We start from the raw sequence: 26,820 nt of genomic DNA on the forward strand, positions 1-26,820 counted from the left end.
CAAAGAAGGTTCAAAACCAAATGGTATTAAGCCAGATTACTGCATAGACATAAACTCTTAAAAAAATATACTCGGGTGAACGAATACATCAGTGCAGAGAAAACTGTATAAATAGTCAGTACTCATGCTAAAATACGTCCTAGAACTGCCATTCTAGGACGTATGATCGTTTTTAAGGGAGAAAGATCGTTTGACGACGTTATCGGTGTTGAGTGAGGTGCCGTTTGAGCGCTTACTGCCGCATGAATTTGCAGAGGGGCTCGCGGCGGCGCAGCGCGCGGGTGAAGCGCTCGAAGGCCATCCGCTGGTGGAGGCCGCGATCACTCATTATCAGGGTGAGTTCTTTCGCCGAGCAGAGCGCTTGCAGCCGGCCAGTCTGGTGCGCTTAAAAAGTGCGTGGGCGACCTTTGTCGCCTGGTGTTGTGAGCAAGATCGATGTGCCCTACCCGCTTCACCGCAAACGGTAGAGGCGTACTTGATTGCGGAACAAGATAGGTTACACCGTAACACTTTAAAAGTGCAGCTTTGGGCGATCGGTAAGACCCATCAAATTTCCGGATGTCCCGATCCCTGCCACAACGATTATGTCAAAGCGCAGCTGCAGCAGATCCATCATCGTAAAGTGCGCCAACGTGAAGTGATCAGGCAAGCGGTGGCGCTACGCGAAAGCCACCTGAATGCGTTAGCGGATCTGTGGGACCGACCGGAAGCGAGCTTGACCGAGTGCCGTGATTTGCTGATCGTGAGCATGCTGTACGAAACCTTGCTGCGCAAAAGCAACCTAGAGACCTTACGTGTGGGGGACGTCGACTGGCAGGCCGATGGCAGTGGGTTGATCAAGGTGTTTGTCACTAAGACTGACAAAAGTGGGGATGTGAAGTACAGCTATGTGTCGCCCTCGACTATGGATCTGCTGGCTCGCTATCTCGGCCATGCCGATATTGTCGATAACCCGGAGGCTTTTCTCATCCAGAGAGTGAAACTGTCGAGTCAACAACTCAAAGGATCGGCGCGTACTCAAGCGGCGATATCACCAGTCTCGGCTAAGTTGATTGGGCGAGTTTGTGCCAAAGCGGCTAAAACGCTTGGTTTAAGCACTGATCGCCCTTTTACAGGCCACAGTGCTCGGGTCGGCGCGACGCAAGATCTGCTGGCCGAAGGGTTTTCATCTCTGCAAGTGCAGCAAGCCGGGGGCTGGAGTTCGGAGAGAATGGTTTTGCGCTATGGAGGTAGTGTACTGGCTTCTGAATCTGCGATGGCGCAACGAAGACAAAGAAAATCCCCGAAATAAAGGCTTTAACGGCTATTTAACCAGGGTGAAATGGCCCCTGGTTGGGACGTCCAAGGGCCATCGAGTGAAGATTATTGTGTCATTCTAGCGTCGCCAATAAGGCGTTGATCGCGACGTTCAATTGGTGATCTCTATTCGCCGCCACATCCGCGGGGGAATTGTAGGCAACAATATCAGGCTTCACTTCGTTGTTCTCCAACCACTTCCCCTCATCATTTTTAAATCCAAGTTGAGGGACACCGTAGTCTAGGAAGGGTTCTTGTTGGATTTCCCACAACACGAAAGTGCCGGTGCCAGGGACGGGTTCACCCACCACTTTCCCTATTCCCTCTTTTTGATAGAAGTAAGGGACGATTGAGCCGTCGGAGTAACTCGAAGCATTCGCCAGCATAATACTGGGTGTTGCCCAGCGGCGTAGAGGAAAGGTGCCCACAGAGTAGCCGTCTCTCGACAGGGCGGAACTGTGTCTTACGCCTGACAAAACCTGCATGATTTGGTCGTGTAAGTTGCCCCCTGTGTTGTAACGAACGTCAATTACGACGGCCTCTTTATCGCGGTAGCGGCCAAACAACTTATTGACCAATTGGCGATAAGCGGCATTATCCATTTCAGGTAAATGAATATAGCCAATTCGGCCCTTCGACAACCGCTCAGTGAGCTCTTCGCGCTTCGTAACCCAGCGTTTATAAGCAAGATGGGCTTCATCAGACAAAGAGATCGGTTTGGTCACCACCGATATGGTGTCCTGATTGCCTGGAGTGAGCACCGATAAGCGCGTCAGCTTACCTTCCAGGTTATTGAGCAGCGGATAGATGTCGTGTCCAGGTAGGACATCGATACCATTAACTGAATAAATAATGCTGCCCGCTTTTATTGGCTTGCCAGGCAGATCTGCCGGGCCACCACGTAAAATACTGCGAACCCTGATCCCTTTACCTTGGTACTTGTCATCATAAATTAGTCCGAGCGAAGCAGCAGACTCCCATTGATTTGGGTGGCCAAAGTAGGTTGCTCCCGTATGAGAGGCATTCAGCTCTCCTGCCAGCTCACTAAGTAACTCAGCAAAGTCGATGTAGTTGTGAATACTTGGCAAGTGTTTTTCATAGGCCCCTCGATACCACTCCCAGTTTACACCATGCAAATCCTTGTCGTAGAATTTGGTTTTAGTCAGGCGCCACACGTGGTCAAAGATATACTGCTTCTCTTTGGTAAAATCGTATTCAGCGTCCAAGCTAAAATGCACGCCCTCACTCTGGCCACTGGCGAGATCGATTTTTTCTAACTGACCATTGCCAATCAGCAACAACGTCGATCGGTCCTGGGTCACCGTCATGGATTTGATGTCATCCACTGAACGAGTCAACATCACTTCATGATCGCCCGTGACTAGATTTATGTGAACAAACTCGATGTGGTCATCACGATGATTTGCCACCACCATTTCAGTATTATCTGGGGAGAGATAGCTTGCAATAACGGACATCGAATAAGGCGTTATTCGATGAATTCTGTCTTGCAGATCGTGGACGTCCACACTTGTCCCGTTATCTTGCTCAGCGCTTTGATCTTGCTGTTCCGCCAACCACGCTTGATCTTGAGATAAACCTAAGCGCGCCTCGATGCGTTTGTTAAGGGTGACGGCATACACGTTACCATTAACCGCACTGCCATCTAATTCGGTGAGGCCACCCTTTTCTGAAGTCCAGTACACCATTTGTCCATCATCAGAAAATTTTGGCTGAGTTTGGCTAAATCCGCTATAACTGAGCGTAATGGGTGCGCGTTGACCAAAGCTATCAAGCAATAAAATGTTGTTGGCACTCAACGTACTGCCATCACGAGACACAATGTACTCGCCATCTGGTGACCACTGGTAATGCCAATCAGCATCTTCATAAGAATACATTGACTGGCTGCGAATAAGGGTTGTGGTCGAGCCGTCTTCAAGCGTCATGACTTTGAGCGTGTTTCTGGATGTTCGATATGCGACGCGTTGGTCGTCGGGCGACAAGACTGGCTGCGTTTCATCGATTGGCGTATCGGTGAGTTGTTGCTCTGTGATCTGAGCGGCGGTAAAAAAACTCTTGTCTTGTTCGCTGATGTGACAGGAAAATAGGTCCCAACTTCCCTTACGTTCAGAGCCGTAAATGAGGGTTCTACCATCACTTGAAAACGAAACGTTTCTTTCTGCTTGTGGGGTGTTCGTTATTCGGCGCGTCTCACCGGTGAGGGTCGATATCACAAAGATCTCGCCTCTTGCGACAACCGCGATCTCAGGTGCGGTTGGCGAGGCCGCCATTTCAGTGATTTCATAACCTAGGTTGACGTTCGTGGTGCTGGTTTGGCTCCGCGCAGTGGGAATTCGGATGTCGACTTGATGTGGTGTGGCTTCATTGTTCTTTTTGAGCCAAATGCCGCCATCAAACCCGTAGGCTAGATCACCGCGTTGACTTATCGACAAGAACCTCACGGGCAGTTTGGTATGGTGAGTCACCGCTACGGCATCATCTTCATGCCCATTGAGCGATTGCTTCCAGACATTAAAGCTTCCCGAACGCTCAGATAGGAAGTACATGGATTGGTCATCATCGGCCCACACCGCATTTCTGTCTTCACCGCGAAACGTGGTGACTTGAGTGTGGGTTTGGGTGTCGACGTCATACTTCCAAATGTTTCTTGCGGCATCCGATAGCGATCCTTTGCGCCACGGTTGTTCTGTATAGGACGGCAAATCAGTGTACAACGCTTGTCGACCATCATGAGACACTGAGTAACTGCTGACTGAATTGGCTAACAAGACCTGTTCTCTGCCCCCGCTCGCGGGAATGGCATAGAGTCGGTTTGAGCGGCCGAAATACCCATTGTTTACTTCGCTGTCTCCGTTACCAATCCGTTGTGATTGAAACAGCACTTGGCTTCCATCGGCGCTGAAAGAATAAGGTGTTTCTTTGCTACCGTGAAAAGTGAGACGCTGAGAGGTATGGGTTTGCATATTGAGGACAAACACATCTCCTGGACCATACTGATTGGCTTCGTATGCTAAAAGCTCGCCGTCAGAGGACCAAACTGGATTAGAGCTATGAACGCTTTCACGCGTGAGTGGAATCGCATCCCCCCCTTCGGAGTTTGCTAGCCAGATTTGCCCATTGAAGGTGAAGGCGATTTGCTCACCGTTCGGAGAAATTGCAATATCGCGATACCAAGATGATCCTTCTGGTGTTTGTGCGAAAAGCAGAGAAGCGTGACTGGTCGTCAATAAGGCGAGGACCACTTGGGCAATATGTGAAAATTTCATAGATTTTACTTAATGTGTTCTTTTTCATCATGATATAGCAAAATCTTGACGTCGATTGCATCTATTTTGAGACATTAATGCAAGCCATTACGGGCGTTTCCGATGCATTCCTCAGTCTCATGATGGATTAGTCATTGGCGGAGGCGATGGTCTGTTCTTTTTCTGTGTCTCCGTATTTTTCTATACGTCTAAAAACATTTAGTTATAGTGCGTCAGGGATTTTCAATATGCACAAGCGTGCACTATGACCATTGCCCTTAACTTTGCGCAAACGCCATAATCCACTCGTGCTCTTTAACAACATCGCCATGGCTAACAACTCACTCGTCTTCCCGCGTTGAGAAAGGCAAGAAGTATGCGACAGAGTTGTTCTCGATGAATGCCCATAATAATTCATCAATCACACCCCACGTTTAGCAAACGAGGCAGGGGCTTTGTACCGTCCGAACAAATGAAAGTGTAGGACACCAACTCTGTTGATAAGGAGGTCGCATGTCAAAAGCACCAACCAATCCACTGGACACACCGAAGGAAGGCACTTCTCGCACCAAATTATGTACTCAATGGCAGGGGGCGACTGTGACGTGGCAAGCATCAGACAAAAGCGAAACGGTGAATACGAGTTTAAGCCCCTGCCGTGTTAGGTGTTTTCGATCGTCTACATGCCATCGCTATCTCTGCTGCACCCAACCACGAACGAAAGTCGATAGAGCGATTTATGCCGGTCAGCTTTTCTCGAGTCACGCGGATCCACTGAAACAGCCGGGGTACTTTGTTTAGTGCACAGGTTAGAGAGGCGGGCTAGACGGGTAAATCCCCCGCCTATTCGCCTCCAACGCGACGGCGAACAAGTCAATACAGTGGCGGCCCCCATATGTACGATAGATTTAGTCAACGCACACCTTCCTGTCCACATTGGGTGCGCTTCTGACGCTCTCACTAACAACGCTATCAACGCAAGATTGACGTCCTTGCGTGTGCGCACACACGCCTTGGTTACATTAGGAGTTTACTCATGACTTCACAGCACATTGGATACACGTTTGTCCTCTTCATTGGTTTTGCCATGTTGATCACTTACCCTGTCCTCGCCGCTGACCTTTTTGCCACCGGAAAATCAATCATTAAGGACATCGCGGGTAAAGGCTCGACGGTAGAAACCGCTATGCTAGGCACAGGCCTTATTGTCAGCGCGATAACCGGTCTAACCACACGAAACTGGTTAGCCGCGGTGGGGGGCTTTATTGGCGGCAACATTCTGTGGTCGGTCGGCGCCCCGATGGTCGGACTCGCCTAAATGGAAAATCCTGACCTCTTTTTCAGCATTCCCAGACACATGAATACGGGAAAACGTCTCGCGGGTTTTCCGCGCGATGAAATCATCCCTGCCATCGTCGTGTTCGGTCTGTGTTTTTGGCAAGGCTATTCAATCCTCGGGATCATACTAGGACTGGGGTGGTTCGGTGGCATTCGATTTCTCAAAGTGGGCTACGGAGAACACATCGTCGCCCTTACTTTTTATTGGTGGACGGAAGGTTTACTGAGCCAAGCTTACTTCACTCGAACGCCCTCTTCTGAGCGGCGTTATTGGATATTTTAAGGAGACCCCTTTGGATTCCTTTATCGCAGACGAGCGCCTCAAGACAAAAAGCTTACTTAACGCGCTCCTTTTGGCCGGTTTCCTAGCCATGCTGGTGACCAACATTATGCTGGGTGTGAGCGTCCACAAGGCCTTCAATAGTAAAAGCCGAACCTTTGTTCCCCCGCTCATCTCAAAAGCTTTCTCTGTCTCGGATGGCCAAGTAGATGCCCCCTACCTAGAGATGATAGGCGAGTTTTTGGTGTACAAGAAACTCAACGTTACGCCCGCTAGCGTCCATAGACAATATGGCGTGCTGCTTGATTATGTCAGCGAGCAATACTGGCCGTCCATCCAACCTCGACTCTTACGCGAAGCAGAGCAAGTAAAGTCCGAGCACATTTCCAGTCGCTTCGATATTGAACACGTCGAAGTCGCCGTTGAGGACTTAAAGGTACGGTTTACCGGTGTGCTCCAAAAGCACGTCGGTCGCCGTCCACTCGCGCGAGAAAAAGACGTCGTTTACCAAGTGTCGCTGGATTATGCGCAAGGCGAAATTTCTCTTCTTTCCATCAACCGTGTGGATCCCGAACAATGAAAACGCTAATGCTTCTTCTCGTCACACTGATGTCTCCATGCCTTGCGCTCGCAGAGAACGTCAGCATGCTCAACTACACCTTTAATGATGGCGACACCATCCCCATTTCGCTGTCTAGCCTAGACGTCAACCGACTTCGGGTAGATGATGACCGCATTATGGATATTACCTGCCCGCGCGGCTTCTGCACGTCGAGCGCCGAACAAAGAGACAAGACGGGCTCCATCAAGCTCACTATCAATATCCCCGCCCCGTTTACCGCGCAACTGACCACAGAGAAAGGGCGTCTATTCGCCCTGTTCGTGACCCCAAAAGCCACCCCCGGTGTTATTACCCAGTTCACTTACGCAAGGGCACACCTTGAGCAAACGTCCGTCTTTGAACGCAAGTTTGATTACCCGACCGCGTTAGTTGAGTTCACCAAGGCAATGATGCATTGGAAGCAATATCAGACGCCAGTGGTGGGGTTCTCGGTGCATCGCGTTGACCCTGATACGTTGCCAGAAAAGCGTTCTGCCTTACCCCTGACACCACAAGTGGTCTTTTCTGGGAAAGACTACTCAGGGATCATTTATCAGGTAACCAACAACGGTGACACCGCCGTCAACCTCACGACGGCTCAGTTCTATAGCGATTCGGCTCGCAGTGCGGCTCTTGACGACGTTTACCTCAAACCGGGGGAGTCCACCACACTCTACTTAGTGACGGGAGGGGGAGTCAATGATGTTCGATAAGTTCTTTGCCCGTTTTTTAGAGCCCAACGGGGATTTCGAACAAGGTGCCAACATCAATCAAGCCACCAAGAAACGTAACCGTATCGTGACGGCGTCCGTCTTGTTGGTGTTGCTGATGCTCGGGAGTGCTTTCTGGGCCTATGTTGAGCAATCGCCGCACCCGGATGAACAGCGGCCTCAACAGGACGTCGCTTTCGGCGCCGTTGTGACCGATGATTTCACCGCGAAAGACAACCAAAGCGCCCTCACGTATCAGCAGATGCAAATTGATGAGATGGCTAAGATGCTTAAGACCTTTGAAGGCACGTTAGACACGTTGGATCAGAGCTTAACCAATGGGTTAGATGACCTTACAGAAGCAAGTGAAAGGCGTCATCAAAACGGTATGGACACACTTAAACGCGAGTGGCAGCTAGAAATTCAACAAGTTAAGCAACTGAAAGAGCAGCTGGCAGCCCAACTCGACCATGGCACATCACCTTTAAGTCGGCCCGCGAGGGTGAATGGAAACGGGGAGGACTTCGGTGACGACACCACTCGTTTTCCCCGCACGGCCACTGCGTACTATGCCGACACTCCCTCCAACGACGGGGAATTTGCCTATCAGGAAAACCCACGACGTTCTGTCGATAGCACCGGGTTTGAAACCCAGTCTTTTCACTGGCAAGCCTCGATAGAAGAAACTACCTCCCTACGCACCACTGAAAATTATGTGCCAACCGGTACTTTTGTCACCGCCGTGGTCACCGGTGGCGCGGATGCGAACGCGGGGGTGTCGGGTCAAGGCGATACTGCTCCGATTGTCTTTCAAACTATTAATTCAGGCATTCTGCCCAATGGCAAAAAATCGAAGCTAGACAACTGTACGATCACGGGGTCGGTGTACGGGGAAATATCCGCCAGTCGAGGCATTACAAGAACTCATCGCATGAGCTGCATTCAACCTGATGACGCGATCTTAGACATTCCCGTCAAAGCCACCGCCTTTAATTTCGGTCGCAACGGCATTCGTGGCACCACCATTTTAAAGAATGGCAAAATCGTTCAAATGGCGGGGGTGTCAGGGATCCTCACGGGGCTCGGTGAGACAGGGGCGGCACTTTCTCAAACCACAACACCCACCGCTTTAGGACCATCTCAAACCGTCGAAAGTGAAGAGGCCTTAGTCAACTTACTGGGTAACGCTACGTCCAGTGTGGGCAGTAAACTCGCTGACTACTACATCAAATTGGCCGAGATCTACCATCCTATTGTCGAGGTCAATCCCGGCGCCGTGGTAAACATTGTGTTTCTTGAAGGTTTTCCCCTTGATCCCCTGCTTGCTGAAGAATACGAAGCGGCCGTCGAGAGAGAGGCGCAAGCCGCGATGACCCTCCCTCAGAATCCACTGATGAGTGTCATGCCCCATCTCCCCGCCATGGCAACAGGACAAGCGATTAATCCATTGGCTGAAAAACTCGCTCAAGAAGGTCTCCCCGTCTCTCAATTTGGTCGTGAACAATAGCGCCACTGAGTTTGTGCTCGCAGGCGTCAACAAGGGATCACTGACCGTCAACCATAAACGGCCACTCAGCCGAACTAAAGTGGTCAGCAACCGCTTTTCAGATAACCATATGAGCAACGCGTCATGCTCATCCATTGTTAAGGATACCATTATGCTTAGAATCGGACTTACATTAGTGAGTATTGTCCTGTTATCAGGGTGTGCCGCAGGACTCGGTGAAGAGTTTAGTTGCAACAACGTGGGCGGAGTGAAAGGCTGCACGCGCATGAACGACATTCGCGACAATATCGACGTCTATCGCGCCCCCAATGCCATTGTTCATTCTCGTCCTTCTAGGGCTAAAGCGCCACCCTTGATGTTTGCGACGCTCCCTCGTCGTGAGCGCCACGGCCAACCAGGACGAACGCCGGATAAGGTCAACAAAATTACCATCTTTCCTTTTAAAACTTCCACGCACGAGCACTATATCGACACGCTCGATATCTATTTTGTTGTCGATGAAAGCACGTGGATAGACAAGCCTGTTCAGGCCATTAGAAAGGACTGACTTATGATCCCCTTTATCAATAACGCTATGACAGGCCTCAGCGCTGTGTTTAAGGATGCAAAAAAGAGTCAGAACCATCTGCATCAAGAGCTACCCTACCGCCACTACGACTACACAGAAAACCTCTTCGACAATCGCACCTCTCGTGGCTTTGGTTTGCAAATCAGCGTGCTTGGCGGCGCAAATGACCAACTGATCATTTCACTCAACAACCTGGTGACGACCCTCCCCCAAGGAAAAAAGTGGGATTACCAACTTCAGCTCATTGGCCATAATCGGGTCGGTCACTACATCGATGCTAATGAGAAAGTGCTGGCGCAACGTGGCGGTATCTTGGCTGAAATGGCCAAGCGGGATGCGCAGTACGCTCGTTATGCTGCCAAACAAGGGTTTTTCCACCATCAGAAGAACAACCACTTCGACCTACGCGATTATGAGGCTTATTTCTTCGTATCAACGACCGGCAAAAACCCTGACGCGCTCAGAGACGTGCGAAGTGAGGTGGAAACGGCCTTGGTTCAACTCGGGTTTGACACTTTGACGGTTTACCCCGAAATGTTGTTATCGCATGTGGGTGACATTCTCAACTTTGACCCTGGGCAAGATAGACCGTTAACCCGCAACTACAACCCACTCGACCCGCTCAATCTCCAAGCCTTATCGCCCGATACCGAGTGCCTCATGCGCCGAGACCATTTGGCCCTTCGTCATACCTCACCAAAGGGCGAAGAGGTAAAGACCCGAGTGGTCAGCATGGGGCTGTCTAAGCTGCCTCATGACTTCAGGCTGTACGGACTCCCCGAATGCTTTGCCTCGATTCGCAATGTCAGCCGCACAATAGTGTGCCCGCACATGCTCACACTGAACTTCCGTTGTGAGCCGACAGGAAAACAAGAAGCCGATAATAACAACAAAATCACTGACCTAACAAAAACCGTTGAGTCAAAAATGGTGTTATTGGCGCCAACGGCTAAAGAGGAACTCAAAGAGCGAAAAGACATTCAGGCAGGACTCAACGGCAAAGAGTTTATTGTCACTTCAATGGCATTCACGCTTACGCTGTTCACTCAGGACACCCGGCAGCGCCAAGACGTCCAAGCCGCCAAAAACGCCTTTGAGGGCGCGGGACTCAACCTCATCACACTGAACATGCTGCAATCGCAATCCCTACTCTCTGTCTTGCCTTTCATGATGAGTGATGGGTTTTGGAATGACGCAAAGAAAGCGGGGCGAGTGCGAACGTTGAAAAGTTCAAACCTGGTGAACTTTTTCCCCCTGGTGTTGGACTTCAAGCGTTTAAAGCCCGGTATGTTACTGCCGACCATGCGCCAACAAATCTCCTTCTTTGATGCGTTTACGTGTGGCAGTGATAACCAAAACATCGCGCTGACGGGGGGATCGGGCGCAGGGAAGAGTTTCCTGGTTCAAGAAATCGCGAGATGCGTCTACGCCATGATGGGCAAGGTTTGGATCTTGGACAAAGGGGAGAGCTACAAGAAGCTCACGCTCATGTTGGGCGGAACCTACATGACCCACCAAAATATCTACCTGAGCCCGTTTACGCATCTGGGTAAGATCGCCGATGGCCAAACGTTTGTCGATGAGCATGGCCAAGAAGTCAACCCACTGGCCGAGGCACTGCATAACATCACGGCGCTGTTTACGACCATCGCCTCACCTTATGATCCGCTCACCAGTTATCAGCAAACCATTTTGGGCAGCGCCATCGTCACGGCCTGGGAACGCAACAAAACAGCAACACGCGTCGACGATGTCCGAGAAGCGCTTTTGGAAAAATACCAAGAGCTCGAGGACATCCGTATTCGCGATATCGCCGTTCAACTCGAACAGTATTGTACCGGGGGGATCCATGACGAGCTGTTTAATCAACCTTCCATGCTCGATCCCAATGTCCACTTTACGACCCTAGAGCTTGACGGTTTTTCACCGAGCGTCCTACGCAGTGTAATTTTTGCTCTGATTGTCACCATCAATCAGCAAATGTACCTGTCTGGCAGTCGCTCTACACCGAAAATGTGCATCATTGAAGAGGCATGGAGCTTACTCTCTGGCAGCAACAAACAAGCGCAAGAATTCATTAACCAAGGTTATCGTACCGCACGTAAGTTTGGCGGCTCCTTCTGCACAGTCACGCAAGGTATCGATGACTTTTTCGCCAATGAGGAAGCTAAAGCGTGTTACAACAACTCCGATATCCACTTCATTCTGCGTCAAGGCGAAGGATTCAATAAATACGTAATGGACAACCCCAATGCCTTCACGCGATTGGAAAAAGACCTCATTCAGCGCTTTGAGAAATCCTCCACCGCAGGGTACAGCAGTGTGCGGGTGAAAGCCGGTGGACACGTCTCATATCACCGATTTTTCGCGGATCCCGTCAAACGGGCCATGTATTCCACCGAGCCTAATGAATACGAGTACTGTGAAAAACTATACCAGAGCGGGATGACGATCGGCGACGCCGTTAACCAAACCTCAATGCACTTCTATGGAGAGCAAATCCGTGAATTCGAATCGCATCTTGCCTCCTTGTAGGCACACCCTGTGTCTCGCCTTAATCTGCACCACCACCATGGCCAGCTCGAAAGACTTTGGGATCATAGGACCCACCTTTCCAATCGGTGAAATAGACATGTTGCAATGGATTGAACAACGACTGAAACACTTCGAACGCACAGGCAAACTGGCGGATCTGCAAAACGAATTTCAAGCCAGAGTGAAACGTAAGGTCCAAAACCCATCGCCTCTGCCATTGAGTACCACCACCACGCCAGAAACGTTCTACGTTAACCCGAGCCTGACCTTTCCAGCACCAGTGCTCCATCCACAAACAGGCGAAATTATTGCGCGTAAAGGGCAAACCATCAATCCATTTGATAGCGCAACCTGGCCAACCAAGCACGCCGAGGGGTTTCCCAACGTTGAGCTATCCAAAGTGTTGCTGTTTCTCGATGCGCGCGATGCAAAGCAAAGAGCCTTTGCCAAGCAGTTTACCCACAAAAAGCCCATCAAATACATCCTAACGGGTGGCAATCTTGAGCAAACCGCGCAACTGTTAGGAGCACGGATTTATCACGCGCAAGACGGTTTTATCACCCACAAACTCCACATCAAACACGTCCCGTCACTGGCTTACCAAGAGGGCGTCCGTTGGCGGATTGATGAATTTGATGTGTCCTCGTTAAGCGAGGAGGATGCAGAACCTACGCCCTAAGGAGGCATCATGAAACCTTGGTTCGTTCTATCGCTGCTTCTCATCAGTAACCAAGCAACCACAAAGGGAGCCGCGTGTGTGAGTCGGTTCATTAACCCTTTAACCGATATCTGTTGGAACTGTTTATTTCCTATGACGATTGGTTCGGCAACCGTTGTGCCTTCACACTACCCTGACACCAATAACCCAGCCTCCCCTATTTCCTACTGTCCTAAGCCGCCGCCCATATTCATGCAAATCGGATTAAACATTGGCTACTGGGAGCCTTATGCCCTCACCGATGTCACTCGCGTTCCTTACTGCATGGTCAATATGGGAATAAAACTGGGTGGCGCGAACCAACAGAAAATGGGCGGGCGCGTCACGGCAAGAGACAGTGACAGCAGTGATGGTGGATTTTATCACGCTCATTGGTACAGATATCCCGTCATTTGGTGGCTGCAACTGTTGCAATCCACCGCCTGTATGACCACGGACAGTTTTGATATCGCCTACATGACAGAAATTGATCCCCTATGGGGTGATGACGAACTCTCATTAGTCCTCAACCCCGAAGCGCTGTTGTTTGGCAACCTGATTGCTCAGCTCGCGTGTGTGCCAGAGGCCATGCTTACCGCATCCAATACCACCTTACCGATGGATGCCCTCTTTTGGTGTCTGGGCGCTCAAGGCAGCGCCTATCCATTAACGGGAACAACCAACTATCGCGACACCCCAATCCAAGCAGGGACGCTTATCATGGAGCGGCTCAACTATAAGCTCCATAGACAGGGCATGATCATGGAAACACGCGGTGAAGATGGCGCCATCTGCTACCAATCTCCCACCCCAATCCTGCCTAAATCTCGATACCGCTATCAAATGACCGGACCGATCCCAGATGCGAGATGGTGCCACCCCTATACCACCACCACAACCCTTTGGGAGTCGGGCCATGATAACCCTGTGACAGGGGATAACTTTGGGTTTGCTCAATGGCGAAAGCGAAACTGCGTATTTTTATAACCCTAAAGACCGACAAGCGCTCCCCTTTCGCCAATCAACGTCTTCGCCGCCTCAGACAACCGATCTGGTCAACCTGAGCATGGCCAGTGTCAAGGTGTGAATCAATCGGAGAACACTCATGAAAACGCTCATCTTGCCTTTATTGGCAGTCTGGTTCAGTGCCCAGAGCCAGGCTTATACAGAAGAATTGAACGTTTTGGCGGCGCGCGAGCCTGCCATGATGCCCTCCCCTCCTGCGCTAAATGGGGGTAAGGTGTGGGATAAGGCCAGACAACATCAGCAGGCGGCGACAGAGTTGGGCCGACACATTCAATCTCTGGCGAAACCCAACGCCTTAACCAAACTGCTCAACACTCCGCCGCCGACCCAAAATCCCGACCGTGCGCCAAAAGGCGTGATGGTGTTTGTCTCCCTCACGATGCCAAGCCCTTCTCTGAAACAATTGCTCAAGCAAAGTGAACGAACGGGCGTCCCGATGGTGATCCGTGGTGTTCTGCCGAAAGGATTTCCGGCCACCACAGCGCGGATCAGCCAACTGATAGGCATCCACCGTAAGAACCCCATCCAAGCGGGCTTTTCGATAAGTCCCGAATGGTTTCGGCGGTTCAATGTCGAACGTGTTCCGGCTTTCGTTTCTGTCAAAGCGGGCCGCTGTTTCCCCAAGCAAGCCTGCAAGCCCAAAGACTACGACATTGTCTACGGGAATCTCTCACTCTATCAAGCCCTCGAGGTGCTCACGCAAGGAGACACCGGAGAAAACGCGAGGGAGCTCTTGACAAGGTTAGAACAATGAACAAGGTACTCATTCTGGCCTTCGTCCTTCTGACAGTGAATGTGATGGCCAACCAAAAGCAGCCCTTCAATGAGTCGGCCAACTGGGCAAAGCAAACTGCCAAAAACATGCTAGAACCAAACCAAATCCCACTCGATGTGAACGACTACTGTCAAGACGCGAACTGCCGCGCCAAAGTGATCAATCCCGACGAAACATCGCTCAATGATGGCAATATGGAAACAAAGGCAGCCCAAGCCTTTGCGGCCAGTGACCTCGCTCAAGGTATCCGTAAGAACACCAACAAGAAACGTCCCGATTTTAGGCATGATGAGAGCCTGCGTTATGCACTCCTTGGTCAAGAAAACGCGTTTGAGATCAGCCATGGACAATCCAATAAGTACGTCAATTGCGAGCGCGATACACAGTGTTTGTTTGACGACGTCGAAAAAACATGTCACGCCCCAACTCATACCCCGGTCCCTTGTTATAAAACCCCTCGTTTCACACCGGAGATCATCGCCCCAAGCTACCAATGCGACGCAGGCCAATTAACGGGGCACCGCTGCCTGCGTTATCGCAATGAGTGTCGGTATAGTTCGCGCGACCGTTGGATCGTTTCTCATCAATGTCAATCAGCCACGAGGAACTATGGACTGTGGAACGGAAACATGGTTCGAGCCCCATTTTTCAAAGGCCGATTACGCACGACCAGAAGCACGCCGTGCTCCAGCGTGGCCTCTGGCCAATGACCTTTGATATCCAGTTTCATTGGCCAGAGGTATGATCTCGCTGGCTCACTGATTTGACTTAAAGGCTGTCATTGAAGGGAAATGTGGCGAGGCATAACGTCCGTTGCCAACGTTCAGGTACTTCAAACAGGACACCTCTGATTGCTATCAATCATATGCGTCAATAAACGCTTGAAGGGCTCGCAGATCGGTCACCTCCAACCCTCTAGGCCCTTTTTGGATAAAACCTTTGTCGAGTAGATCATTGACCGCTCTTCGATACACTCGGCTCGATGTACCAAAACGTTCTGCTTCTTGATTCACTTTATCGAACCCCCCTAACCCGGTGTTGGTTTGACTTTGCACCAACAAGTCGTACGCAATATTGTAGGTAATCGAGTGTAAAAGGCGGTGGGTATAAATGCCCATAGAATCTTGGTAATCTTCGGCCAAAGCGGACGCAAAAAAGAACATCATCTCTGGTTTCTTATGCAACGCCTCGGCAAGGTTTTGAATGCAAATGACATCAACCTGCATATGTTCATCCGCCACCACGTTCCATTGACAAGCGGTTTGGGTGAAAAACTCCATCTCTCCAAAAATATGATAGTCACAACGCACTTCCCCCAACTGAAAGCGTCGCCCATTCGCCGCCGAAATACTCATTGACACTCGCCCTGCGGGGACCACATAGAGGTGCTGCAGTTGCTCCCCTTGCTTCAGGATCTCATCATTGATATCAAAATACCGAGAGCTGACTTGGTGTTGATAGATGAGATCTTTAAACTCGGAACGCTTTTGTCTTAGATAGTCCTTAAAACGTCCGCTTGGGTACGGGGCGATTTTCATAGTGACGGTCTCTGAATGCTTGGCCTGCTGTCGAAGTTACTCACGATTGTAGCGGATTGAGCTCAATAAAAAAGCGATGGTCTTCCATCGCTTTTTAACAAGGTGATTCTCGCTGTTATTGAGTCATTAAGGCTTCTAACGCAGCGAATGAGGCAAGTCGTTCGCCGCTCATCATGACGTCCGCCTCATCAACATATTGCCCAACCCCCTCTTTTACATCTTGTTCGTACAAGACAACATTATTGAGGATAGACGCAACGTGAAGCCCTCTTAAGCGTCCGACTGTAAACAGCGCAGATGTCTCCATGTCTGCTCCCAATATGCCTTTGCTATTCCAGTATCGACAAATCGCCTGCTCATCATCAGTATAGAAACTATCGTGAGAACGCACGGCGCCCATATGATATGGAATGGGATGCTGCTGTAAGAATTGTTCGAGCTCTTTAAGCAGAGAGAAACTAGCGTAAGCTGGAAACGACGGTTTCACGTAAGCGGCAGATCCGCCCTCATCTCGAACCGCCGCTTCCGCGACAATCAATTCACCAAGCCCAATGTGCGTTTGCATCGCACCTGCAGAGCCAACTCTTACAATATGAGTTACCCCACAAAGCTTTAGCTCTTCGATCGCAATGATCATTGAGGGAGCACCGATGCCTGTACTACAGACGGAAACCGCTCGATCTTTATACGTCCCCGTGAAGACGCGATACTCTCGATTGTCGGAGACGAGCTCAGCATCAGTGAGCAAACGCGCAATGCGATTGGCTCTATCAGGCTCGCCACAAACAATAACCAGAGGCGCAATTTGCGTTTCATCTACGCCAATATGAGGTTGCTTTACCATCTTAACTCCTAAGAAGCCGTCGCGTGAGTCAAGGGGGTAGCGCTATTTCGTTTCGCAGTGCGAGCCCACTCACGGGTGCCGTTTGCGGCAATAAACATCAAGATAGCGTATTGAACGGACATGGCATAAACGCCCTGAGTCGCATAGATACCCACACTGATAATGTTGATCACAATCCACAGTATCCAGTTTTCAACATACTTACGTGTCATCAGTATTTGAGCAACCACGGACAGCACTGTCATTGTCGCGTCCCAGAATGGAAATGCATCAGGTTCGAGGACGGGTTCTGCGAGACCCGCCCCGAATACATTGAGTCCATCAACGGCAATATTGGCTAACGCAAAGAAAAATGGGTCGATGTACAGTGTTAACAGTGCAATTGAAATCGCACAAGCCGCCGCAGTTGCCACTAACTTATTTCGGCTCAACCAACGGACTGCCAAGGTTTCACCTTGCTCGTTAGGGCGTGTCCACGCATACCAACCGTAAAGGTTGGCACAAAAGAAAAACAGTTGAAGAAGCAATAGTCCGTATAACTGAATTTGGAAAAATATTACCGCAAACAAGGTTACATTCAGTAGTCCAAACAGGTAGTTGATCGTTTTCTCTTGGCTTGCAAACCATATACACAGCAAACCAAACACAGTACCGAAGGCTTCAATCCAGCTCATGGCGTAGCCCCCCCCAATTGGGATCTCGACGAGCGTGTTATTGATATCAAGTAGAGTGAATAAGTCCATCAAAAGGCCCTTTATTGTTTTTTCGTTGCTTCTATCCTATTGCGCCTAATAAAACAAACAGGAGGACATTTGTCCCCCTTCAATTGTGCACGATCATAAATCAGAACAATAACTACCCGAAGCAAACGATTAAAACGCTGAAATGCATATGGGTTTACACCGTCACATTGAAGTATGAGTGGCCGGGCTTAAAGCACAACAGAATTTTGGACACTTCTGTGTCAGTGATTGCACTAAATAAGGGCACGTGTTTACTACGCGCACTCATCGACGTAATGCTTATATTACTAATGTAAAATCTAATTTTGTGAGGTTACTAATTTCTCGACAGGCATTTACGCTGCCTATAGGATTGATCTCAATCATCATTTAGACCCAGTGCAGTAACCTATGTGGAACCAAAAATTTAAGCAAACTCTTGTCTTACTCTCTCTGTCGTGTCTTCCTTTTACGACAATCTCAGCGCCTAATGAATCAGCACTTTGGTTTACCCAAACCGATATCGCTCTAGATTCTCGTTATCAAACGGTTCTGCTTGATAACGGGTTGCGCGTTATCACCGTTGAAAACAGCACGCCCAAACAGGGGCTATCGATTCGTATGTTTGTGGACGCAGGCTCATTTCAAGAGAAAGGTAAAGAGCCAGGACTTGCACACTTTTTAGAGCATATGGCATTTAATGGCTCAACTCATGTTCCAGAAGGCGAAATGATTTCAATGCTTGAAAGGCACGGTTTAGCTTTTGGGGCAGACACTAATGCCACCACAAGTATGACCAACACTAATTACCGACTCGATTTACCTAAGGCAGATATTGAAAGCATTAATACGGCATTATTTTTATTACGAGAGACGGCTTCTGAGTTAACGTTGGATCAAGGCGCAATAGATAGGGAGCGTAAGGTCATTAAGTCTGAAGTTCGTGAGCGTCAGTCGGTAGGGCTGGACCGTTTCCTTGACTCTTCAGATTATATTTATGCAGGAGCCAATCTACCCAATAAAATTGGCCTTGGGACAATCAAAGGGATGGATCAAGTCACCCAAAAGGACCTAAGAAGTTTTTATCAAACTTATTACGCGCCAAGGAATACCACTCTGGTTTTGGCTGGCGATGTGAGTCATGACGTTATGCTTGAACGCGTTAAACATTTCTTTTCTGACTGGCGTAATAAAGAGTTTCAGCCCGCTGTTGACCCAGAGTTTAACGTCGTGTTGCCGAGTAAAGTTGAAGCGAAAGTGTTTACAGATCCAAATGTAGAGACGCGAATAGAATTTAACTTTCTCGAGAAGGAGTCACCTGAAGCCAACAGTAAGGCACTCAATCTAGAGTACTGGACTCACTTACTGAGCACTAGGGCTTTGATTAATCGTATTGACACATTAGCGTACGAAAGTGGCGGTCGAATTCTGTCACCGAGTATGTCATCGGAGATAAGCTTAGAATCTGTTCGTGTAAGTCAAATCGGGGTGACAACAGCGGATAGAGATTGGGAATTTGGCCTCTCAACACTAGAGCAAAAATTACGTCAAGCGGTTGAGTTCGGTTTTACCGAAGATGAGATAAAGAAGCAGCTTACAGCGTTAGAAAATGAACTACAGCTTAGTGTTGAAACGGCTGGGGATTCGTCCAGTGACACTCTTGCTAACAGAGTCATGAATGCCGTTGATAGTGGTTACGTTATCGCATCACCACAAACCGACCTATCCATATTCTATGAACTACGAGACCAATTGACCGTTAAATCAATCAATGAGGCCTTTCGGAAAAGGTGGGCATCTCAACCACCTCGTCTCTATTTAACCGAGCGTAGCAATGCCCCAGGCCTTGAGAAGACATTGCTTGAAACATATGCGGAAAGCCAACAAACTAAGGTAACGCCCTATGTGGAGAAGGCTGCCACTGAATTTGCTTACCAGAACTTTGGTAAGCCAGGCAAAGCTCAGCTAATTGGTACGTCCAAATACGGACATATTCTTCGCTATCGTTTTGATAATGGTGTCATGTTGAATATTAAACAGACCGATTTTGAGAAGAGCGTTGTATACATCTCGGCCCGTGTTGGTAAAGGGCTGATGGCATTAACTCAAGAGCAATCTGCTCTGATTAATTTGTACAACGTCGGCATGTCTACTGGTGGGCTTAAAGCTCATGATATTAATGAGTTGAAGCGCATATTTGCAGGCACGACCATGGGCCTTGAATCCACGGTAGAGACTAACGCATTTGTTTTGAAACAGGCAGTGAAAAATGAAGATGCGCTTAATCAACTTAGGGTATTTGCCGCCTTAATGATTGACGGTGGCTACCGTGAACAAGGCAAGTCTTTCACGCTACAAATGTTAAGTAATTACTTAGAAACCTACCAGGAAAGCCCAGAAGAAGTTCAGGCTGTTAATATTAGGTCCAAACTGCATGGTGGTGACTTGCGATGGGTCGAACCTTCCATGAAAGAGCTAGATGCATTCTCTATGTCTGACTTGAAACCGATAATGGATAATGCCATTTCGAATGGCCCAGTAGAGATCGGTATTGTTGGTGATATTTCTCCTCAAGAGGCGATTGACTACGTGGCCCAAACTTTTGGTGCATTAGATATTAAGGCAAACGCAACGATAGAGCGTTATCAGGTAGAGTTTCCAGCAATTAAAAAGGAAGATGTTACTTGGTATCACAAAGGTGAAAAAACAACAGCACTTGCGAGTAGCTACTGGGATCTGCCTGATGCGCGTAATACGAAACAAAGCTTACACTTTTTGTTGTTGGAGAACGTCATTCAGCAACGCGTAACAAGAGAAATCAGAGAGGCTATCGGTGCCGCGTATAGTCCTTGGTCTGGGCGCACGCAATCTTACAATTTTAAAAACTTCGGTTATCTAACAATCAATAGCAATACGACCATCGCTCAAGTTGATAAGGTTTTTTTAGCTTATAAGAATGTGCTGAAGTCGTTGCAAAGTGAGCTGATCACGGACGATGAACTTAAGCGAGCAGCAACGCCAATTTTGGACGCTGTAGATCAGCAGGTAGAAAGCAATAGTTATTGGTTCGACTTAACTTCAACAGCGCAAACTTACCCGGATATAATTGAAGCCGATGGGATCACTGTGCAAGAATTAGCTGCAGCAACAAAAGAAGATATTTTGGCAGCAGCTAAGCTCATTGATGTCGACAATGTACTTCAAGTAAGAGTGCTTCCAGAAAAATATATTGACCAGTAAAACAAGCTCTGGCTGGGCAAAAGCAACGCTGTTGGGGTGCGTTTAATCCAATTTGATGAGTGTTACTTTTGTATATTGAGTTAACTGCTCAAGGATGAGCTTCAATGACGACAACAAAGGCCCGACTATTCAGGCCTTTGTTGTTTTCTGTTCTGACGCATGCATGTTTAAAAGCACAGGTGATCCAATGTGTCCTACCCGTTTTCTTATGCTGATATCCCGCCCATTGCAATAGTGCTTATCCTAAAGCAACTCACTAAACCTAAATTCATAGTGGCTGCTCACCGCCACATGCAAGCCTTTAGACGCGTCTAGGGGCTTTTTCATTTCATATGATTGGTATATTTTTGAACTCACTTTTACTCTCACGATGCCTCTGTCGTGAATATACAAGCTTGGTCATGCTGTGAGATAAGAACAAATAAGTCATATAGCGCTTTGGATTAACGAGTCGAATCAGTTGAAACAAAGAAAGGAGCAGTTTTAAGTTATGATTAGCTAGGCATGCCTGTCAGAGGGTAACGCCTTGTCATATATGGCGTCGTTGCTCTTCAAGCTCATTGGCTGAACAACGCCAATGGCAACGAGCAAACTAAGCATAAGTAACTTAAATTACACTTATAGATAATTTCTTGTACCGCCACCATAAAAGTGAGTTATAGTGAACTTATATTTAAAGACCAACCTAACCGTGATAAAAGTACATTAAAAGGCACTTATGAAAAAAGGTAAGATGGTAAAAGCGCAACCTATGCCTGATTTGAATACCGAATTCAGCATGGAAACGCTCGGGAGCGCCATTCGTTCAAAGCGCACCGATAGAGGCTGGCGTATTGACGATCTCGCTGCAAAAGCCAATCTATCTCGTCGAACAGTGATGAAGGTAGAAAAAGGCGATACCAGTGTCACCTTTGCCAATGTACTTATCCTCATGGATATCTTAGGCCTATCGCTACGCCTTATCGACTTAAACCTGTTTGTTCGTCCACATAGCCAAATCCCCTCCCAAGATGAACACAGCATGAGCAGCAATGAGGATGGTTGGTATGAGTAAGTTACAACGACTAGACGTGTTTATCGGTACGAATACCAAAATTGGCCGTTTGATCCTTCCTGTCGGAACCGAAGCAGAGTTCTCCTTCATCTATGAAGAGGAATGGAAACACACTGGTTTCCCGATTTCGCCACATATCCCTTTCGATGATCAGGCTTCACCGCGCAGTATCGAGAACTATCTCAGAAATCTCCTTCCTGAAGGAGAAGCCTTTGAGGAGATGATACAAAACACGACGATCTCCAAAAGCAATACGTTCGGTCTGATCCGTAAGCTTGGTGCGGAAACATCAGGCGCATTATCTTTTCGAGTTCCAGGCTCAGAACCTCAGGAAACCAGTTTTAGATCGGTACCTGATGATGAACTAATAGAACGTCTCGAGCGAAATCTAGCGCCACTAGTGTATTGGGACGGTAAGGTGCGCCTTTCGGTTGCTGGAGTTCAAAACAAGTTAAACTTACTTAAGCGCGGTGACGAATGGGGATTTGGTGAAGGCAAATTGAGTTCGAACCACATTCTGAAGTTTGAAAGCGGTAAAGCACCGTGTATTGCTGTGAATGAGTTCTTTTGTATGACATTGGCCAAGCTCGCAGGCTTGGATGTCGCTAATGTTGAGTTAACTCGCATTGGGAAGACTAGAACACTGATCATCGAGCGGTTCGATCGTGCCTATATCGACGCGCGTAATGTCGTTCAACGAAAACATGTGATTGATGGCTGTCAGGCGACTGACTTACCTCCAGGGTACAAATACGAGCGTCAGAATGGGGATGAAGGCGATGGCGTGTATATGCGTGACGGCGTTTCTTTTCCACGCCTACTCAACGTCAAGACCATAGACACGGTCATCACTAACCTAAAGCTTACCCAATGGATGCTCTTTAATCTAGCCACTCTAAACTACGATGCTCATGGTAAAAATATTAGCTTTTTCGTGCTCCCTAAAGGCCTTGAACTGGCCCCTTTTTATGATCTCGTCAACATAGAAGCTATTGCTCAAGAGGGCGCAAAACGCAACTCACGAAGCGGTAAACTGTCGACTCATGAGGGGCGTGCCGCCAGTATCCCTCAATATCTTGCAATGTCGATTGGCGATTGGCAAAGCGAAGACTTTCAACATCCGCCGAAAGGTCACTTCCAATGCCCTATCACCAGCTATGATTTTGCTGAGTTCGGTGCTCTGCTCGGCTATTCAGGCACCAAAATGGCTTCCATCATGGTCGAAACCGTTGGCGCCATAAACCATGCTCTGGAGGAAACGGTTCGACTTACCCAAGCTCAAGGAATCGATGATGGAGAGCGTGAACACATCGAACTGTGTGTCTCACTCATCCAAACACAATGTGAAGACTTGCTCGCGCAAGCCGACAAGGTGCCAGAAATGAGCGAACTTCTTTAATGGCAAATGCAGGGGCGACCATAAATCTAGATAGCTAGTGAGATCTGAGCGTAATGATAAAGGTTGAGCCGACACCAAGCTCTGATTTTAAACGAATCGCTCCTCCGAGGTTATCGACGATAGCTGCGGCGAACGAAAGGCCAAGTCCATAGCCACTAATGTTGCTGCGGCTGCTGTCAACTCGATACAAACGCTCAAACACCAGATCATGATATTTGGGCTCGATACCGATCCCCGTATCGGTCACTTGGATCACCGCTTCCCCATTCAGACTTTGCTCTGCTTGGATGGTGACCTTGCCTTTTGGATTGGTGTACTTAATGGCATTGTCGACTAAGTTGACCAGCACTTGGATAAGTTTATCTGGATCTGACACTATGTTGAGCTCATCACTCACTATCGCCTCTAGCGCAATCTCTTTTTCTTCGGCGACATCTTCATACCAGCTCACGACATTATGAATCACTTCTGACAGATTGGTAGGGGCATAATTGGGCAACTGCTTGCCAAGGATTTCATCGTTGAGCTTCATCAGTGTGGTCAGCATATTGCTTGCGAGCATAGCGTGTTCGGCGCAGTCAGAAAGCGCATCACTCATTGCTTGTGGGTCATCATCGTTCATTAATGCCGATTGGGCAGCGAGTGTGATACGTGACAACGGTGTGCGAACATCATGAGCAATAGCATCAACAGTCGTGTTTAACGTTGTCGTAACGTGCTGCAGCCTGGCGACAGTGTTGTGGACGCTCGTATTGATCACATCCAAGCCTTGCGGAGACTTTTCGGCAAGCTCTGGGATGTCCAAACTGCCGTGCTTCAGTTTGTCTAACATTGAACCAAGCGTCACCAAGGGAGACATTGCGTCAACAATGACTTTACGTGTGAATAGCGTCGTCACAATAATCAGGACAATCAGTGCTGCAAAGGTAATAGCGGATTGGTTAATCGCGATAAAGTAGCGAGACTGGTTATCTAACACGAGCCAGAATGAGTGATCCTCACCGGATATTTGGCGCGTCATATAAGGGTTGACAAAAAACGCCTCTATCCAAAACTTATCATCCATCACATAGTGAGAAAACGGCCGTTCTGTTGAAATGCCTGTTTGGCCAGCGACAAATTCAAGGCTTTCCAGCTCAGTATTTTTAACCATGTAGGCAGCAATATTGTTACTGAGTAAACGTTGGGGGTTCGCTTCGAGTACATGGTGTAAACGCTGCGCCGAATCGTAGGTTAAAATTCTCTGATATTCCGTCGCCATTGAATTAAGAAGCTTTTTTTCAACCCGATACAAATCGAAAAAGAACAGCGCGCTGACGGCGATTTCAACCACCATAAAGCAGAGCAACAGTATCGCCATGAAACGCATCAAGAGCTTGGTTTGCGCTCTGTTTAACGCTTGCTTGACATTATGACTTGAGGACATAACCCACTCCTCTTAACGTGTGGATAAGCGGGCTCGCAAAGCCCTTGTCTACCTTACTTCTTAGTCGGCATACCAGAACATCAACGACGTTGGTTTGAGGATCAAACTGATGACCCCAAACATGCTCGAGTATGGCGGTTTTGGATATGACAGTTTCTTTGTTCTCAAGCAGAAGTTTCATCAGCATGAACTCACGTTGATTAATAGCAATCGACTGCCCATCCCGCTCTAAAGTGTGCTTGAGTAGGTCGAGAGTTAAAGGGCCGTAGCTGAGCGCTAATAATTGTGTTGCTGCTGGTTTACCACGACGAGTCAAGGTATGACAACGTGCGAGGAGCTCAGGAAAGGCAAAGGGCTTAACCAGATAGTCGTCGGCCCCCGATTGCAACCCTTTCACTCGCTCTTCAACGGAGTGTTTGGCGCTCAGAATGATAACGGGCACGGTATGGCCTTGTCCTCTGAGTTCGGTCAATACTTCAAATCCATCCTTGAGCGGCAGCATGATATCAAGAATGACCACATCGAAGTCTGCTGTTTGTGCCTCATGCAGCCCATCGATACCATTGGTTGCATGCGTGACAGTCATCGCTTCTTGCTGGAATCCATTCACCAAAAACTTAGCGATATGCATATCATCTTCGATCAAAAGTAGTTTCATCTATTGTCCATCGCTCTATTTGTACTGCGCTCGAAATATACTCTATCAACATCCTTGCCTGAATATAACCAACATTACAGCTTTGTAATGTTTGGGAAAGCCTTGTGTAATTGAGCATTCGTTAAGATGGTCTCCATCAACTACATGATGTCTTAACGGAGTAAAACATGAAAACAATCAAAATCGCATCAATCGCCGCAACGCTAGGTTTCGCAGCGTTATCGTTCAACACTTCAGCTGCGGATAACAAGACCGTTTCAGTGACACAAATTTCGTCTCAGTTTGCTTTTAAGTTGGCACAAGAGGCTGTCAATCAATGCAGCGCAGAGGGCTACAAAGTGTCTGCAACTGTCGTTGATCTATCGGGTAACGTTGTAGCTCAGTTACGTGCTGATGGCGCGGGTATCCATACTCTAGACAGCTCACGTAAGAAAGCATTTACCGTGACCAGTATGAAGCAACCATCAGGCAACTTAATGAAGACAATCGCTGAGAAACCAATCCTACAGCCTTTGCAGTATATGAATGAAAACCTACTGTTCCTGGCTGGCGGTGTACCTGTGGAGTTAAACAAAGCGATGATTGGAGCCGTGGGCGTTGGGGGCGCACCAGGTGGTCATCTGGATGTGGCTTGTGCGGACGCGGCGTTGAAAAAACTTCTGTAATCTCTGGTTGTATTCGAGCACTTCATCGCCACTGGTGGAGTGTTCGTTCTTAATGTCAGATTCGCTCTATTCCCCTGCTCAATTTCTAGTGCCACCACCGCAAAACGTTTCCCGATATTCGCTTTTTATTTCCCGATATTGCTATTGTTAACATAATGCTTAAATGAGAATGCCTCCCATTAATAAGTCATCTATGCATCTAACGGACAAGATGAGCGTCACTCAAGTACTCATTTCATTATTTAAAACGGAAGAAAAGCACATCACTTATACCAGTATTAGTGCTGTGCGTGTTCGCAGAACTCACCGCTTGGATTAGCTTATACGTCGCATTGCGCAATGACCAGAGAACCCTAAGTCTGTATTTCAACTTAGCCCTTATGACCATCGCAGTCTGTGCACGCTACTTTTTCTATGCGATGTCGGTCCGGCAGGCGCATCTTGCTGCTTATCAAATTATTTAGACCATTAGTCAGAAGCTCGTTCATGCTCTGTCTGAAATGCCAACTGCTCCCCTGATGCAATACCATCGTGGCGATTTAGAAAAACGACACGCAAGATCGTAAACGAAAGAAACCGTTTGAATTTCCAAACACCGAACTTTGTGAGCCATCTAAATTGGCGAGCAACCCACCAGAAGACAGTATAGATTTATAATTCTCTAGAGTAGTG

General features: G+C 48.4%; 22 protein-coding genes. 16 read left to right on the top strand and 6 right to left on the bottom strand.

Translation table 11 applies throughout. The annotated features are described in order from the left end of the window. The first annotated feature begins 190 nt into the window (after positions 1-190). The gene (locus IX91_RS23655; protein ID WP_004744185.1) at positions 191-1,291 is read left to right on the top strand and encodes a tyrosine-type recombinase/integrase; all 1,101 of its coding nucleotides are present in this window, start codon (positions 191-193) and stop codon (positions 1,289-1,291) included. A 79-nt stretch (positions 1,292-1,370) separates the two neighbouring features. On the opposite strand, the gene IX91_RS23660 is transcribed toward IX91_RS23655, so the two are convergent. Continuing rightward, positions 1,371-4,586, bottom strand: a complete 3,216-nt coding sequence (locus tag IX91_RS23660) for a S41 family peptidase (RefSeq protein ID WP_004744184.1) — start codon at positions 4,584-4,586, stop codon at positions 1,371-1,373. A gap of 1,015 nt (positions 4,587-5,601) precedes the next feature. On the opposite strand from IX91_RS23660, the gene traA reads away from it, so the two are divergent. The 11 genes from traA (at position 5,602) to IX91_RS23715 (ending at position 15,312) form a co-directional block, all read left to right on the top strand. After that, positions 5,602-5,883 carry a type IV conjugative transfer system pilin TraA gene (traA, locus tag IX91_RS23665; protein ID WP_004744183.1) on the top strand — a complete coding sequence of 94 codons (282 nt, stop codon included), beginning with the start codon at positions 5,602-5,604 and terminating at the stop codon, positions 5,881-5,883. Continuing rightward, positions 5,884-6,186: a type IV conjugative transfer system protein TraL gene (gene traL, locus IX91_RS23670; protein ID WP_004744182.1), complete on the top strand. Its 303-nt coding sequence runs from the start codon at positions 5,884-5,886 to the stop codon at positions 6,184-6,186. 10 nt (positions 6,187-6,196) lie between these two features. Further along, a complete protein-coding gene (traE, locus tag IX91_RS23675; protein ID WP_004744181.1) occupies positions 6,197-6,763 on the top strand; it encodes a type IV conjugative transfer system protein TraE in 567 nt (188 codons plus the stop codon). Beyond that, a complete protein-coding gene (gene traK / locus IX91_RS23680) occupies positions 6,760-7,497 on the top strand; it encodes a type-F conjugative transfer system secretin TraK (protein ID WP_004744180.1) in 738 nt (245 codons plus the stop codon). The genes traE and traK overlap by 4 nt, the downstream gene beginning before the upstream one ends. After that, complete coding sequence (locus IX91_RS23685; RefSeq protein ID WP_004744179.1) at positions 7,487-9,001, top strand: TrbI/VirB10 family protein; 1,515 nt, start codon at positions 7,487-7,489, stop codon at positions 8,999-9,001. The genes traK and IX91_RS23685 overlap by 11 nt, the downstream gene beginning before the upstream one ends. A gap of 109 nt (positions 9,002-9,110) precedes the next feature. Next, complete coding sequence (gene traV, locus IX91_RS23690) at positions 9,111-9,548, top strand: type IV conjugative transfer system lipoprotein TraV (RefSeq protein WP_408068360.1); 438 nt, start codon at positions 9,111-9,113, stop codon at positions 9,546-9,548. 3 nt (positions 9,549-9,551) lie between these two features. After that, positions 9,552-12,104: a type IV secretion system protein TraC gene (traC, locus tag IX91_RS23695; protein WP_004744177.1), complete on the top strand. Its 2,553-nt coding sequence runs from the start codon at positions 9,552-9,554 to the stop codon at positions 12,102-12,104. Between the two features lie 37 nt (positions 12,105-12,141). Next, on the top strand, positions 12,142-12,783 hold the full coding sequence (traW, locus tag IX91_RS23700; RefSeq protein ID WP_174329850.1) for a type-F conjugative transfer system protein TraW: 642 nt from the start codon (positions 12,142-12,144) through the stop codon (positions 12,781-12,783). Between the two features lie 9 nt (positions 12,784-12,792). Then, positions 12,793-13,788, top strand: coding sequence for a conjugal transfer pilus assembly protein TraU (gene traU, locus IX91_RS23705; RefSeq protein ID WP_004744175.1), 996 nt, complete (start codon positions 12,793-12,795; stop codon positions 13,786-13,788). Positions 13,789-13,906: 118 nt separating this feature from the next. Then, positions 13,907-14,581, top strand: coding sequence for a type-F conjugative transfer system pilin assembly protein TrbC (gene trbC / locus IX91_RS23710; protein ID WP_004744174.1), 675 nt, complete (start codon positions 13,907-13,909; stop codon positions 14,579-14,581). Further along, positions 14,578-15,312, top strand: a complete 735-nt coding sequence (locus IX91_RS23715) for a hypothetical protein (protein ID WP_004744173.1) — start codon at positions 14,578-14,580, stop codon at positions 15,310-15,312. The genes trbC and IX91_RS23715 overlap by 4 nt, the downstream gene beginning before the upstream one ends. A 147-nt stretch (positions 15,313-15,459) precedes the next feature. On the opposite strand, the gene IX91_RS23720 is transcribed toward IX91_RS23715, so the two are convergent. From IX91_RS23720 to pnuC, 3 genes are all read right to left on the bottom strand, one after another. Next, the gene (locus IX91_RS23720; RefSeq protein ID WP_004744172.1) at positions 15,460-16,140 is read right to left on the bottom strand and encodes a Crp/Fnr family transcriptional regulator; all 681 of its coding nucleotides are present in this window, start codon (positions 16,138-16,140) and stop codon (positions 15,460-15,462) included. 115 nt (positions 16,141-16,255) lie between these two features. Then, positions 16,256-16,984 carry a nucleoside phosphorylase gene (locus tag IX91_RS23725; RefSeq protein ID WP_004744171.1) on the bottom strand — a complete coding sequence of 243 codons (729 nt, stop codon included), beginning with the start codon at positions 16,982-16,984 and terminating at the stop codon, positions 16,256-16,258. Between the two features lie 8 nt (positions 16,985-16,992). Beyond that, on the bottom strand, positions 16,993-17,727 hold the full coding sequence (pnuC, locus tag IX91_RS23730) for a nicotinamide riboside transporter PnuC (protein WP_004744170.1): 735 nt from the start codon (positions 17,725-17,727) through the stop codon (positions 16,993-16,995). 390 nt (positions 17,728-18,117) lie between these two features. Here pnuC and IX91_RS23735 point away from each other — a divergent pair, with 390 nt between their 5' ends. The 3 genes from IX91_RS23735 to IX91_RS23745 all read left to right on the top strand — a co-directional run bounded on the left by IX91_RS23735 (position 18,118) and on the right by IX91_RS23745 (position 23,399). Further along, positions 18,118-20,946, top strand: a complete 2,829-nt coding sequence (locus IX91_RS23735; RefSeq protein WP_004744169.1) for a M16 family metallopeptidase — start codon at positions 18,118-18,120, stop codon at positions 20,944-20,946. Between the two features lie 718 nt (positions 20,947-21,664). Further along, on the top strand, positions 21,665-22,000 hold the full coding sequence (locus tag IX91_RS23740) for a helix-turn-helix domain-containing protein (protein WP_004744168.1): 336 nt from the start codon (positions 21,665-21,667) through the stop codon (positions 21,998-22,000). Continuing rightward, the gene (locus tag IX91_RS23745; protein WP_004744167.1) at positions 21,993-23,399 is read left to right on the top strand and encodes a HipA domain-containing protein; all 1,407 of its coding nucleotides are present in this window, start codon (positions 21,993-21,995) and stop codon (positions 23,397-23,399) included. The genes IX91_RS23740 and IX91_RS23745 overlap by 8 nt, the downstream gene beginning before the upstream one ends. Positions 23,400-23,433: 34 nt before the next feature. On the opposite strand, the gene IX91_RS23750 is transcribed toward IX91_RS23745, so the two are convergent. Together IX91_RS23750 and IX91_RS23755 are read right to left on the bottom strand one after the other, a co-directional pair. Further along, entirely contained in the window at positions 23,434-24,825 is a 1,392-nt protein-coding gene (locus IX91_RS23750; protein ID WP_004744166.1) for a sensor histidine kinase, read from the bottom strand. Continuing rightward, entirely contained in the window at positions 24,809-25,483 is a 675-nt protein-coding gene (locus IX91_RS23755) for a response regulator (RefSeq protein WP_004744165.1), read from the bottom strand. The genes IX91_RS23750 and IX91_RS23755 overlap by 17 nt, the downstream gene beginning before the upstream one ends. Positions 25,484-25,650: 167 nt before the next feature. On the opposite strand from IX91_RS23755, the gene IX91_RS23760 reads away from it, so the two are divergent. Continuing rightward, positions 25,651-26,148, top strand: a complete 498-nt coding sequence (locus IX91_RS23760) for a GlcG/HbpS family heme-binding protein (RefSeq protein ID WP_004744164.1) — start codon at positions 25,651-25,653, stop codon at positions 26,146-26,148. Positions 26,149-26,820: the final 672 nt, after the last annotated feature.

The organism is Vibrio tubiashii ATCC 19109 (assembly GCF_000772105.1).
Lineage (GTDB): Bacteria > Pseudomonadota > Gammaproteobacteria > Enterobacterales > Vibrionaceae > Vibrio > Vibrio tubiashii.

Coding starts and splice junctions, on each gene's coding strand:
- IX91_RS23660 (WP_004744184.1), bottom strand. CDS start 4,586: ATGAAATTTTCACATATTGCCCAAGTGGTCCTCGCCTTATTGACGACC.
- traA (WP_004744183.1), top strand. CDS start 5,602: ATGACTTCACAGCACATTGGATACACGTTTGTCCTCTTCATTGGTTTT.
- traL (WP_004744182.1), top strand. CDS start 5,884: ATGGAAAATCCTGACCTCTTTTTCAGCATTCCCAGACACATGAATACG.
- traK (WP_004744180.1), top strand. CDS start 6,760: ATGAAAACGCTAATGCTTCTTCTCGTCACACTGATGTCTCCATGCCTT.
- IX91_RS23685 (WP_004744179.1), top strand. CDS start 7,487: ATGTTCGATAAGTTCTTTGCCCGTTTTTTAGAGCCCAACGGGGATTTC.
- traV (WP_408068360.1), top strand. CDS start 9,111: ATGAGCAACGCGTCATGCTCATCCATTGTTAAGGATACCATTATGCTT.
- traC (WP_004744177.1), top strand. CDS start 9,552: ATGATCCCCTTTATCAATAACGCTATGACAGGCCTCAGCGCTGTGTTT.
- traW (WP_174329850.1), top strand. CDS start 12,142: ATGGCCAGCTCGAAAGACTTTGGGATCATAGGACCCACCTTTCCAATC.
- traU (WP_004744175.1), top strand. CDS start 12,793: ATGAAACCTTGGTTCGTTCTATCGCTGCTTCTCATCAGTAACCAAGCA.
- trbC (WP_004744174.1), top strand. CDS start 13,907: ATGAAAACGCTCATCTTGCCTTTATTGGCAGTCTGGTTCAGTGCCCAG.
- IX91_RS23715 (WP_004744173.1), top strand. CDS start 14,578: ATGAACAAGGTACTCATTCTGGCCTTCGTCCTTCTGACAGTGAATGTG.
- IX91_RS23720 (WP_004744172.1), bottom strand. CDS start 16,140: ATGAAAATCGCCCCGTACCCAAGCGGACGTTTTAAGGACTATCTAAGA.
- IX91_RS23725 (WP_004744171.1), bottom strand. CDS start 16,984: ATGGTAAAGCAACCTCATATTGGCGTAGATGAAACGCAAATTGCGCCT.
- pnuC (WP_004744170.1), bottom strand. CDS start 17,727: ATGGACTTATTCACTCTACTTGATATCAATAACACGCTCGTCGAGATC.
- IX91_RS23735 (WP_004744169.1), top strand. CDS start 18,118: ATGTGGAACCAAAAATTTAAGCAAACTCTTGTCTTACTCTCTCTGTCG.
- IX91_RS23740 (WP_004744168.1), top strand. CDS start 21,665: ATGAAAAAAGGTAAGATGGTAAAAGCGCAACCTATGCCTGATTTGAAT.
- IX91_RS23745 (WP_004744167.1), top strand. CDS start 21,993: ATGAGTAAGTTACAACGACTAGACGTGTTTATCGGTACGAATACCAAA.
- IX91_RS23750 (WP_004744166.1), bottom strand. CDS start 24,825: ATGTCCTCAAGTCATAATGTCAAGCAAGCGTTAAACAGAGCGCAAACC.
- IX91_RS23755 (WP_004744165.1), bottom strand. CDS start 25,483: ATGAAACTACTTTTGATCGAAGATGATATGCATATCGCTAAGTTTTTG.
- IX91_RS23760 (WP_004744164.1), top strand. CDS start 25,651: ATGAAAACAATCAAAATCGCATCAATCGCCGCAACGCTAGGTTTCGCA.